This is a genomic window from Paenibacillus sp. EKM212P (assembly GCF_011066115.1).
In the GTDB taxonomy this organism is placed as follows: Bacteria; Bacillota; Bacilli; order Paenibacillales; family Paenibacillaceae; genus Paenibacillus; species Paenibacillus polymyxa_B.
Map to the genome: position 1 here is coordinate 649,391 of NZ_JAAMNR010000002.1, position 12,561 is coordinate 661,951.

General features: G+C 47.3%; 7 protein-coding genes. 5 read left to right on the forward strand and 2 right to left on the reverse strand.

The features are described from left to right. Nucleotides 1-8 precede the first annotated feature (8 nt). Nucleotides 9-1,082 (forward strand): anthranilate phosphoribosyltransferase, encoded by a 1,074-nt coding sequence (locus G9G54_RS09165; protein WP_165177429.1) that lies wholly within the window; start codon nucleotides 9-11, stop codon nucleotides 1,080-1,082. A 123-nt stretch (nucleotides 1,083-1,205) separates the two neighbouring features. Here the strand turns inward: G9G54_RS09165 and nasC are convergent, their stop codons facing one another. Both nasC and nirB read right to left on the reverse strand, forming a co-directional pair. Then, the gene (gene nasC / locus G9G54_RS09170; RefSeq protein ID WP_165177533.1) at nucleotides 1,206-3,386 is read right to left on the reverse strand and encodes an assimilatory nitrate reductase catalytic subunit NasC; all 2,181 of its coding nucleotides are present in this window, start codon (nucleotides 3,384-3,386) and stop codon (nucleotides 1,206-1,208) included. 83 nt (nucleotides 3,387-3,469) lie between these two features. After that, nucleotides 3,470-5,644, reverse strand: coding sequence for a nitrite reductase large subunit NirB (gene nirB, locus G9G54_RS09175; RefSeq protein WP_165177431.1), 2,175 nt, complete (start codon nucleotides 5,642-5,644; stop codon nucleotides 3,470-3,472). 417 nt (nucleotides 5,645-6,061) lie between these two features. Between nirB and G9G54_RS09180 the strand changes: the two genes are divergently transcribed. The 4 genes from G9G54_RS09180 to G9G54_RS09195 all read left to right on the forward strand — a co-directional run bounded on the left by G9G54_RS09180 (nucleotide 6,062) and on the right by G9G54_RS09195 (nucleotide 12,548). Further along, nucleotides 6,062-7,303, forward strand: a complete 1,242-nt coding sequence (locus G9G54_RS09180) for a nitrate/nitrite transporter (RefSeq protein ID WP_165177536.1) — start codon at nucleotides 6,062-6,064, stop codon at nucleotides 7,301-7,303. Between the two features lie 378 nt (nucleotides 7,304-7,681). Beyond that, complete coding sequence (locus G9G54_RS09185; RefSeq protein WP_165177433.1) at nucleotides 7,682-9,400, forward strand: NAD-dependent malic enzyme; 1,719 nt, start codon at nucleotides 7,682-7,684, stop codon at nucleotides 9,398-9,400. Between the two features lie 99 nt (nucleotides 9,401-9,499). Further along, on the forward strand, nucleotides 9,500-10,459 hold the full coding sequence (locus G9G54_RS09190) for an AEC family transporter (protein WP_165177435.1): 960 nt from the start codon (nucleotides 9,500-9,502) through the stop codon (nucleotides 10,457-10,459). Nucleotides 10,460-10,784: 325 nt separating this feature from the next. Next, nucleotides 10,785-12,548, forward strand: a complete 1,764-nt coding sequence (locus tag G9G54_RS09195; protein WP_165177437.1) for a methyl-accepting chemotaxis protein — start codon at nucleotides 10,785-10,787, stop codon at nucleotides 12,546-12,548. Nucleotides 12,549-12,561: the final 13 nt, after the last annotated feature.

The window sequence follows — 12,561 nt, forward strand, 5'->3', positions numbered from 1 at the left end:
GCCTGAACATGAATATCATTGAAATATTAAAAGAAGTGGGTCGCGGCAAAAGAGGCGCCCGAGATCTGAATTATGCCGAAGCCGAATCTGCTGCCGAGCTTATTATGACCCAGTCGGCAACCCCTGCTCAAATCGGAGCTTTCTTTGCCGCGGAGCGCATTAAAATGGAGAGCGTTGCCGAGCTGGAAGCATTCGTAAACGTCTGCCGTAAATATACCCATCGCTTCCCGATGCAGGAAGGTATTGATTTTGCCGGTCCGTACGATGGCAGGAAGTCATCGTTTATCGCCACCTTCGCAACAGCCTTCGTACTCGCCTCATGCGGAATACCTGTAACGATGCATGGCAGCGCACCTCTCCCTCCCAAATGGGGGGTTACGCTACCGCTTTTACTGCAGGAAATGGGGGTTACGTCCGGGAACATGACACGCGAAACCGCCATTCATGCCGCGAAGCTGGCTGGTGTACTATTCATAGCCTCCGAACAGTGGTGCGCGCCCCTGCGAGATCTGCGGTCCATTCGCGAAGAGCTGGGGCTTCGCACGGTGCTGAATACTGCCGAGAAACTGGTTGATTACGGTTCTTCCCCCTATATTGTATTCGGCGTTTTCCACAATACTGTGTTCGAGAAGACGGCGAAACTCATGCAAAATCTCAATTACCGCAGGGCTCTGATCGTCCAGGGGAGCGAAGGATCGGAGGACCTGTTCATCGATCGGCCGACCCGGACTTACCTGCTTGCTAACGGCGAGGTGTCACTACAGGTTATTGATCCAGAAATGTACGGGCTGGATTCGGTGGTACCAGAGCATAACTGGACCCCCGCTGAACAACTGCGCATTACGGAGGAAGTGCTACAAAGTACAGCTTCTATAGCCTTTTCGAATCAAGTGTTACTCAACAGTGCGGTCCGACTGTTCGTTGCAGGACGAGTCGACTCCATAGAGGAAGGTTTGTATACCTGCAAACCGCTGCTAGAAAACGGGGACGCCTGGAATTTGTATAAACAATGGCGGGAAGCTATGCTCAGAACAGAAATAAAAACGGGAGCAAACATATCCGAAACCCGATTGCAATTATAATATCGGCCTCACGCAGTCTGTGATTGCAGGCCATTAACTGTCCAATCCAAAAAGGCCAGCCCTCATTCATACAATGAGGGCTGGTCTTTTATGCAAAGAAAAAGTCACTTACTCCATCCTGCTCTAGAACTCAGACCATTCCCCATTATCTGCACTTGTTGCAACTGCAGCCAGATGAAGGGGACGAATACGTACAGCTGCCGTTTTGAAGCCAGGCATCCGGCAGAACGGATCAAGATCGGGTCGGGTCGCCCGATTTACATTTTGTATCCCGCCCCAATGCATGGGTACGAAAAGCGTGTCTTCGCGGATATGTGGTTTGATTCGGCTGCGGACAGTGAAGTTGCCGCGCGGTGATGCTATTTCTACCCACTCCCCGTCCCTGATATGCCAGCGTCGCGCTGTCCGCGGATGAATTTCCACATAATTTTCAATCTCTCGCGCGGCCAGCGACGGACTTCTGCGCGTTTGTGCACCGGTCAAATAATGAGCCAGTACACGGCCGTTCGTCAAAATAAGTGGGTACTCCTCTGATATCTCCTCTCCTGCTCCACAGCTTGCAACCACCGTAAAAACAGCCTTTTGATCGGAATGGGCAAAGGTTTCCCGAAACATCATATCCATACCGACTCTGTCCGTAGACGGGCATGGCCAATATACCCCTTCTTCACGACGCAGCCTGTCATATGTGATCCCATAATAATCGGCAGGACCGCCCCGGCTGGCAAGCCGCAGTTCTTCAAAGATATGCTCAGCATCCCTGTAAGAGAAATAGCTGCCCTTGTTTAGCTTTGCAGCCAACTGACACAAAATGTTCCAGTCATCTCTAGCCTCGCCCGGTGCGGGCCTCGCCGCTTCCCGTAACAGAACGCGGCCCTCCAGATTGGTCATCGTCCCCGTATTCTCCAAATAAGACGTCACAGGTAAAACAACGTCGGCCATCCGCGCGGTTTCAGTGAGAAACATATCCGCCACAACCAGCAGATTCAGCTTTTTGAGGGCTTCCTCCACCAGCCGGACATTCGGGTTAGATACAACAGGATTAGAGCCCATCACGAACAGAGCTTGGATTTCTCGCTGATGAACAAGCTCCATCATTTCATATGCGGACACCCCTTTTCCCGGCAAACTGCTTGGTTCAACTCCCCACACGGACGCCACATAGAATCGATCTTCTTCATTCTCAATCGATCTGTAGCCGGGAAGCTGGTCAGCCTTTTGGCCGTGCTCTCTCCCCCCTTGCCCGTTTCCTTGTCCTGTGATAGCCCCATAACCGCATCCTTCCCTTCCTATCTTGCCAGTGGCCAGCACCAGATTAAGAAATGCACGCACCGCCATATGTCCATCTGTCTGCTGTTCGACACCTCTGGCCGTAAAAACGATGCCAGTCTCCACACTGCCAAAGGCACGTGCTGCCTGCCGGATCATTTCTACCTCAATTCCGCACAACGCAGCCGATTCGCTCAGATCCACACCCTTCAAATGAGTCAACAGCTCGTCATAGGCGTTGGTCCGGTTGCGGATAAACTCTTCATTCGCAAATCCTTCATCTACGATGACCTTTAGCATGGCATTGGCCAGCACAGCATCCGTACCCGGCTTGATTTGCAGGTGCAAATCGGCGGCCGCCGCCGTTGGTGTCGCGCGCGGGTCAATCACGATGATAAACGCGCCGTTTTCCTTCGCCTCGTGAAAATAAGGCATTAACGTCGGCTGGCATTCAGCGATATTTGTACCTGTGAGTACAATACAACGAGCTAATGGAATATCAGCCAGTCTGCAGGTCAGTCCGCGATCAACGCCAAACACTTTACTACCAGCGGATGCCGCTGCCGACATGCAGAAGCGCCCGTTATAATCGATATATCGCGTACCTACAGCCACTCTTGCAAATTTACCGAGTAAATAGGCCGTTTCATTGGAGAGTGAACCTCCACCGTAAATTCCGATTGCATCGGCACCCTGTGTGGACAGTAGCGTAGAGAAACTGCTAGCTATGGTATCCAATGCCTCCTCCCACTTGACGGGAACAAGTTTGCCCTCTTTGCGTATGAGAGGCTGTACCAGCCTTTCCGCATGAGTCGCATGCTGATGCGCATTCATTCCCTTGATGCACAGCCTACCCTGCGAGGCTGCATTAGGCTTCCCTTCCGCCTTATACACTGTACGGATGATACCCGCGAGTGTCTCTGTACCCGTGCTAACGGTCATCTTACATTGCACGCTGCAAAACGGGCACTGCGTATCCATTACTGACGATACATGTAGCCCAGCTTCCGGTTTGTCTTCTCCTGACTGACACATCAAAGTCACCTCTCCTTCGCCATTTTTCGTAATTTTATTGTCTGCACACGCTAGATATATCGCCACAACTCCAACTCAACCCGTCATCCTGTCAGCATTGTGGTCCGTAGGCTGCCCGCCAGTTCACTTCGAAGAGCAGCATCAAGCACACTTTCCCGTAGCGCCATAACGCCAGTCCTTTCAATCCACTCCCACATTTTCTCCCCGTACCGGGCACTATGTCGGTATATTCGCAAGCAAACTGCAGCCAGCAGGACTGCTTCTGTCGGGTCCTCCTCCAATCCAAGCAGCTGCCCCTGGCGAACCGGATGCTCAGCATGACCACCGGCATAAACCTCCCAGCCTGCTGGAGATCGGGATATTCCAATATCGTGGACAAGTACACCTCCGGGATACTCCGATCCTGGACAAACAGTAACTGTAACCAACGAGGGCAATGCGAGACTTCCCCATAAAGTTGCCAACCGCTCTCTTAGCCAGGCTACTTCTACAAATGCCTGATCCATCAGGTCCGACTTAACAAAAGCCTGATTCTCGGCATTTAGGTTCGTAAAGCGCAGACCCGCAGAGGGCGCTTCTCCTCCGCACTGCGCGGCGACCTGAACCGCAACGCCAGCGCCTAATTGATTTGTCGCAGATCTGTCGTGCAATCCGAGAGATTCCAAGTAATAAAGTACAGCCGGACGACATAATTCACACCCCTGCTGTCTGGTCCAACCGAGACGGGACACTACTTCATCTGGAGTCTGACAGGCTGCGTCCACCATAGCTGTTTTAAGCGAATCATGATTGTAATGCGTACATCCACACACAGGGACAACTTCTTGGGCGGTCGGAGTAACTATAGGTCCGGAAACTGTCGATCGAGACAAACTATTTTTGACCAGTGCAGCCACCAGCGGCCGACAGCCCCCACAGGAACCGGATGCTTTGGTCCGGCTTTTCACTTCTTCCACCGTCTTCAGCTTATCCGTGGCAATCGCTCGCAAAATAGCCCCCTTGCTCACGCCGTTGCACGCACATACCGTTTCCTCTTCCGGCAGTGCGGCTGTCGCATCCTCTGCTCTGCTCCCGCTGTTATCCCGGGATGTAAGCTCTGTAGCCGGCGCGCCGCGCCGTACCATACCGAGCAGGGAGTTACTTTCCGCCGTATCTCCGAATAAAATGGCACCAGTGACAGCACCGGCATGCATCATCACTTTTTTGTAAACCTCCTGCATCCCGTTATACTCCATGACCGCTATCTCGCTTCCCTCTTCGCGAATGTCTCCTACGGAAAACAGATGAATCCCCGCTACCTTGAGCTGCGCATACGGAACCGTCCCTTCATAGGGAGCCGTTTCACGACCACAAATAACTTTTGCCAGCACTTTGCCCTGCTCATATAGCGGCGCCACTAGCCCGTATGAAATCCCGCGATGCTCAGCACATTCGCCGACGGCATAAATACCGGGAATACTCGTGCGCATATAATCATCCACGACAATGGCACGGTTTACGGTCAGACCGCTGTCCTGAGCTAATTCGATATTCGGTCGGATACCAACCGCCAGCACAACCAAATCCGTTTCCAACCTGTTCCCGTCCGCAAACATCAATCCTTGCGCCCTGTTTCGGCCTATGATGTTGACCGTTTCCTTCGCCAAATGAAACCTCATGCCCTGTTGTTCCAGCTTTCGCTGCAGAAGCACAGCCGCCGTCCGATCAAGCTGACGGTTCATAAGATACTGCGCATTATGAACAACCTCAGTTTCCATCCCTAGATTCAGCAGGCCTTGAGCGGCTTCAAGTCCTAACAGCCCCCCTCCGATAACCGTGGCCTTGCGGTATGTTTTGGCATATCTCGCCATGGTTTCACAATCATTCACATCACGAAAAGCGATTACTCCCCGTTTTCGGGCTCCGGGAATGGGCGGCATGAAAGGCAATGAGCCCGTCGCCAATATGAGCATGTCATAAGGTTCTTTCATACCGGATTCCGTTTCCACCATCCCGGCTGCAACATCAATACGACAGACGCGTTCACCCGCGTACAGCTTTACCCCGTTCTCTTCATACCAGTCCCAGTCATGGGTAATGATGTGCTTAAATGAGCTCTCCTCCTGAAGCATTTTGGACAGAAGCACTCGGTTGTACCCAGGACGGGGCTCTGCACCAAATATCGTGATTTGGAACCGCTCTGGCTCCAGATCAAGTATTTCCTCCACACATTTGATGCCTGCCATACCGTTACCGACGACGACCAGTTTTTTCATCATATTAAACCAGCCCCATTCTCCGAATAAAATAAGACAGAAAAAACCCTTCTCCATTCAATGGAAAAGGGCACCGTTGCCGTAAATGTCGGCACATCGTTGTGCCGATATGTATCTAAGATTACTGAATTGTGAAGGTCATGTCAATATTTAATACACGAAAGCTATATTTTCACCTTATATTTAATTTTTTTACGAATTTGTGTTATGTATATTGACATGAAACAGATCCTTTTTTATAATTTGATTAAAATCACTCCAACGTGATCATACCAAGTCGACTCACAATGAGGTGTGTCAACCACGGCAATGAAGCCGCAAACCGTTTCTAGATACCATGTAGGGGCGATTTGCGGCTTTTTCATGTTCAAATTACATTTTGCAGACAAAGAACAACAATTAGAACAGGAGAGATGGAGAATGAATAAAAAAAGTTTCTGGAAAAGCGGACACAAGCCCACCCTATTTGGCTCCTTTCTGTATTTTGATATCAGTTTTATGATCTGGGGAATGATCGGACCATTGGCAGTTGTAATTGCTAATGATTATCCAATGGACCCTGTACAAAAAGCCAATCTTGTCGCCCTACCTATACTTGGTGGTTCCCTGCTGCGGCTCGTGCTCGGATTCATGTCGGATTATATCGGTCCGAAGCTCACGGGACAGATTGGTATGCTTGTCACGATAATCCCTCTCTTGCTCGGCTGGCTGTGGGTTGATTCGCTAGAGCACATGTACGTTGTTGCCCTGCTCCTGGGCATAGCTGGAGCATCATTTGCAGCTGCGCTGCCGTTGGCCAGTCAATGGTACCCCAAAGAGCATCAAGGCTTGGCTATGGGAATTGCCGGTGCCGGGAATAGCGGTACCGTCCTTGCGACATTGTTCGCCAACCGCATTGCTCAACATTTTGGCAGTTGGGAAGCCGTTTTCGGATTGGCCATCCTCCCCATCTTAACCGTCTTCGTTCTGTTCAGTATTTTTGCCCGCAACAGCCCTCACCGCCCAGCACCAAAAAGTCTGTCGCAATATGCTTCGGTGCTCAAACAGAGGGATGCCTGGGTATTCTGTGCCTTTTACTGCGTGACGTTTGGCGGATTCGTTGGCCTTTCTAATTATTTGACTATTTTCTTCAATACCCAATATGGCCTCTCCGCGGTACATGCCGCCGATTTTGCGACCGTTTGTGTGATTGCCGGAAGCTTCTTTCGTCCTGTAGGTGGCTTTTTGTCTGATCGGATTGGTGGTTCACGTATGTTAATGTACTTGTATGCGGGAGCCGGGATTATGCTCGCCGGCATTGCGTTTTTACCGCCACTTGCCGTGGTAGTCGTGCTGCTGTTCGTAGGCATGATGTGCCTTGGCGCTGGCAACGGCTCCGTATTCCAGCTCGTTCCGCAGCGTTTCGGCAACGAAATCGGGCTCATGACCGGTATCGTCGGCGCTGCTGGTGGCATAGGCGGGTACTTTCTTCCCCTTATACTGGGTCATCTGTACAAATTAACGGGTTCCTATATGCCAGGCTTCATCTCTCTGAGCCTAATCACGTTCTGTGCCTTTACCCTCGTCATCATCATGCAATTGAAATGGCGTAACAGCTGGATGCGACGCTCTGCTACAGTTACTGATGAAGCCGTCCAGCGCATCGGAGAATTAAATGCCTGATGTTCATTAAACATAGAGCTGCGAAGCATTGAATCGTCCCTCAACCATCCCTATAGCCAAAAAATAGCTTAACTTCGTTTATATAAAATGAAGTTAAGCTATTTTTCATGCGCACTCAATCGAATCACACCTATAAAAACTATGATAATTATCACATTAAATAAATATTTTCCGAAAATATCATGAAAATTAAATGAAATTTTCATTCGAAAAACATTGAAAATCGCTTTCATTTTCATAATTTTTCTTATGTAAACACTTATATAACCATTTTTCACACAACATACTTGTTCACTTGGTTTAAAATAAGGCGTATACTTGTTCACGAATTGTTCAAGGATTAACAAAATGTAATTTTTTAGAAAGAAGGAATTGAAAATGCGTGCTTTTCATTTTACGGAAGACGGATCTATCGAAACTAAATTAACCGGAAAAGATCTACTTGCCAACCCCCTGCTGAATAAAGGAGTGGCTTTTACCCTGGAAGAACGGAAACAGCTTGGACTCGATGGTCTCCTTCCTCCTACGATATTAACTATTGAGGAGCAGGTTCAGCGGGTTTACGAGCAATTTCAGAGCCAACCGGATAATTTGCGTAAAAATGTTGCGTTAAATGATCTTTTTAATCGGAATACCGTTCTTTATTATCGTTTGCTCTCTGAGCACCTAAGCGAAATGCTCCCGATTGTTTATACACCAACAGTAGGCCAGGCTATACAGGAATACAGTCATGAATATCACAAGCCTGGTGGTATGTATTTATCTATCGATAATCTTGCGGGTATTGGAGAGGCTTTTAAGAATTTGAACCTAGACCCTGATGATATCGACCTGATCGTAGCCACAGATTCCGAGAGTATTTTGGGAATCGGGGACTGGGGAGTCGGAGGTATTAATATCTCTATTGGTAAGCTTGCTGTGTATACAGCTGCTGCTGGTATAGATCCTAGCCGGGTGCTGGCAGTTGTTCTTGATGCAGGTACAAACAACGAGAAGCTATTGGAAGATCCTTTATACATGGGGAATCGTCATAAACGTGTACGTGGAGAACAATATGACCAATTTATTGACACTTATGTTCAAGCTGCACTTTCCTTTTTCCCGAATGCCCTGCTGCACTGGGAAGATCTGGGCAATGTCAACGCACGGAACATTATCAATAAATACGGTAATAGTATTCTGACTTTCAATGACGATATTCAAGGTACTGGAGCGGTTACGCTCGCGGGTGTGATGTCTGGTGTTCAATTGTCCGGAATCCCACTGAGCAAGCATCGGGTGCTAGTCTTTGGTCCAGGAGCTGCCGGAATCGGCAATGCAGACCAAATTAGCGCCGCCATGATGCTGGAAGGACTGTCAGAAGCAGAAGCAAGACGTAACTTCTGGGCTTATGATTACCGCGGCCTGCTCACCAACGAAACAGAAGGACTTTTTCCATTCCAGGTCCCTTATGTGCGTGATGTTGCAGAATGCCGTGACTGGGAACATGCTGAGGATGGCAAAATCCCTTTGCTTGAAGTCATTCGCCGCGTGAAACCGACGATTATGATCGGTACTTCCGGTGTTACTGGGGCATTTAGTGAGGAAATCGTTAAAGAAATGGCCAAACATACAGAACGTCCTATTATTATGCCTATGTCCAACCCGACTCCACTGGCAGAAGCAACTCCGCAAGATTTGATCCACTGGACCGAAGGAAAAGCCCTCATTGCAACAGGAAGTCCTTTTGAGCCAGTGATCTATAACAATATTAAGTTTGAAATTGGGCAATCCAACAATGCTTTCGTATTCCCGGGTCTGGGTCTCGGCGCAATCGTGGTAAAATCCAAAATTATAACAGATAGCATGTTTGCAGCAGCTGCCCATGCAGTAGCTCAAATGGTTGATTTGTCGCAGCCTGGTGCTTCCCTGCTGCCAAAAATCAACGAGCTACGAGAAGTATCTGAAGCGGTAGCCGTGGCTGTAGCTAAGGCAGCAGTTCAGGATGGAGTAGCGCGTCATCAACCGGACGATATCGCACAAGCAGTTCGAGATGCGATGTGGGACTGCAAATATAAACCCATCAAACAATATGGTCAGGAAACGGTTCTGGTTTAAAAAATAGCGAACAACATCAAATGTGTACTTGCATATGCAAAGTGATTATTTAACTGATGTCCGCCATTTTTGGCGGACATCTTCATTGGAGGCGACATCATGGCTACAGGTCATATTTTTATTATCTTAATTCCTATTTTCTTTGTCATTTTAATTGGTTATTTCGCAGGATTGTTTAAGGCCTTTAACCCTGCTTCTTCTAAGGGATTAAATACACTCGTGACGAAGTTTGCTCTACCTGCACACTTGTTTATTGGTATTACGACGACACCCAGAGAGACGTTGATTCAAAAGTGGCCCTTTCTTGTGGCTTTGCTACTTGGTGTAATCGGCTTTTATATTGTATTGCTCATTGTTTATCGCTTAATTGCCAAAAAAGGCCTGACTGAATCCTCCATGTTCGCATTGAATTCGACACAGCCTTCTTTTGCATTCATGGGAATTCCGGTTCTGGGCAGCTTGTTCGGAAGTGCGGCAGTCGCCATCTCGATTGCGATTACTGGGATCGTCGTTAATGCCATTCTTGATCCGCTTGCAAGTATTTTGGGAACGGTCGGTCAGCGCAAAACAACAGAATCCGACGGCACTAAAGGCAACTTATTTAAAGTCACTATGAAATCAGTCCTTCATGGACTCAGCGAGCCGCTTGCCTGCGTACCCTTGTTTGGTGTCGTATTGACTCTATGTGGATTCCACGCTCCGAAACTTTTGCAATCCATGTTTGATCAAATCGGCAATATTACTGCTGGTACAGCCCTATTTGCCATCGGGGTAACCATTGGTATCAAAAAGATTACGTTCAGTCCAAAAGCACTTAGCATCGCTGTGCTGAAAGCCATCGTGATGCCTATGGTTATGCTCGGTATTGCTGTTCTGATAGGACTATCCCATGAAGATGTAACCAAGGCCGTATTGCTTGTCGCTTTTCCCGGCTCGGCTGTGGCCGCTATGATTGCTACCCGTTATGAAACACTGGAAACGGAAGCTGCATCTGCATTTGTTATTAGCTCAGTCTTATCGCTCATTTCACTACCCTTACTCATTTCACTTCTTTTATAGGGACAGAAACTTAAGAACCCTCAATGCAATCCAGGTATTTATAGGTATAAAGTATACCCGTTTGCTCTCATTTATCTTATTTTTTAAATATTGTTTGAACAATAAAGTGATTTAGTAAGAATTGAGTTGGAAAAACAACATAAAATCCAGTTTTGCCGACAAGCGGCGGTCCCATCGTTTCATTTACTAGGGGCCGCCGTTCTTTTTGAATAACCTTCTACTCTCCCTTTTAATAAATACCTAACATTTAGAAAGCAAATTGTCGAAATATATATGGGGTAGGTTGTATATGAAACTAAAATGCTAATTCAAAGGAGAAGAAAACGTGAAAAACTTGAAGTGGAGAACTATGTCCTTTTTTGGTAAAAATCTATTAATCTCTTTTCTTAACATCGTATTAATAGGTGCTATTCTCATCACATCCAGCTATATACTTCAAAAGAACATTCTCACCACGCAGCTGCAAGACCAAGTTAAAGTATTGACTAAAAAATGGGCAGAAGATGTTGACAAAACAAAAGTACAACAAGCATTAAGCGAAAAAGATTATAACGGTTCTGCTCAACAGGATTTACGCAAATTCCTAGATTCTATCCACACATTTTATCCTAATGTTGCCCAAGCTTACATATTTGGCACAGAACTAGCAGAAGGAAATCAAACCTCCATTATTGGCGTTCCTACAAATTTAGTCCAAGCTTTCCAAGACTCAAAGATGAACATTGGGGATATGTATACTCTTCCAGACGAAAATGTACAAGGTGTAAATAAAATGCTTCAATCTAAAGACTCAGCGTTTAGCAGCTTTTATACTGACGATTTTGGCACATGGACGACCATTGTTTACCCAATTACAGATGAAAGCGGTAAAATCACAAGTGCGATATACTTTGACGTAGACGCGAGCTCTGTACCTAACGGACTTCATAAATTGCTTGTATATGGTGTTTCATTGCTCATTCTGTTCCTTGCGATCTTCTTAACGGTCCAATATTTACTGGTAAAACGTACCCTCTCCCCGATTCGTAGCCTGATGAAGGGCATTGAAGAAGTCAGCGAGGGGAATCTGAATGTAAAAATCAAGACAGGTGAGGACGACCTTGGCATTATCAATCAAAAATTTAATTCTATGATCAAACGCCTTAACGATACCATGGTGAAAGTACAGGATACGACGCAAGAAGTTACGGGATCTGCCCAGGAATTGTTAAGCATTAGCGAGAAAAACAGTACGAATACGAACGTCATTAACAGCAATATTCAGGAAATAACCCAGGGGCTTGAAGCTCAGGATCACGCAGCACTTGAAAGCTCCAGAGCTATGAATGAAATGTCGACAGTTATCCAAACGATTGCCGAAAGCTCCTCTTCCGTAGCCGATCAAGCTTATTCTATGGAAAAACGCTCCGTTGAAGGCAATCAGGTAGCCCAAAAGCTTTCCGCTCAAATGGACTCCATCTCCACTACAATGGAAAGTACAGCTGATTCCGTTAATGCGCTGCAGAACCGTTCTAACGAAATCAGCAATATCGTCAGCATCATTACAGGCATTGCCAGTCAAACGAATCTGCTTGCACTGAACGCTTCTATTGAAGCTGCCAGAGTCGGTGAAGAGGGCAAAGGTTTTGCAGTCGTAGCGGGAGAGGTGCGTAATTTGGCTGAACAGTCTCAAGAGTCTGCCAAACAAATTGCAGAGCTTATTGAAGAAATCCAAAAAGAAATTGAGCAGACTGTAAAAGGCATCAGCCTTGGTACAAAAGAAGTTCACATTGGGCTAGAAGTTACGAAGCAAACAGGCGAAATGTTCTCTGAAATTTTAGATGCGTCTAATAAAGTGTCGTCACAAATTCAAGAGGTATCCAGCGCAACGGAGCAGATTTCAGCCAGCACGCAGGAAATGTCAGCTACCTCTGACGAGCTCTCTTCGACAGTTAGCAAAACAGTCGACAGCAGCAAACAAATCGAGCATACCATTGGAGAACAGGCTGAGTCTATGGCTTCTATTGTCCAAGCTTCTGACAAGCTTACATTGATGTCCGGGGAGCTGGAAGAGCTCATTTCGTTCTTCAAGGTGAACCGGGAAGCCTAATTTTATAACCTCC

Bases quoted from the DNA above. Each gene is read 5' to 3' on its own strand.
- G9G54_RS09165 (WP_165177429.1), top strand. From the start codon at position 9: ATGAATATCATTGAAATATTAAAAGAAGTGGGTCGCGGCAAAAGAGGC.
- nasC (WP_165177533.1), bottom strand. From the start codon at position 3,386: ATGTGTCAGTCAGGAGAAGACAAACCGGAAGCTGGGCTACATGTATCG.
- nirB (WP_165177431.1), bottom strand. From the start codon at position 5,644: ATGATGAAAAAACTGGTCGTCGTCGGTAACGGTATGGCAGGCATCAAA.
- G9G54_RS09180 (WP_165177536.1), top strand. From the start codon at position 6,062: ATGAATAAAAAAAGTTTCTGGAAAAGCGGACACAAGCCCACCCTATTT.
- G9G54_RS09185 (WP_165177433.1), top strand. From the start codon at position 7,682: ATGCGTGCTTTTCATTTTACGGAAGACGGATCTATCGAAACTAAATTA.
- G9G54_RS09190 (WP_165177435.1), top strand. From the start codon at position 9,500: ATGGCTACAGGTCATATTTTTATTATCTTAATTCCTATTTTCTTTGTC.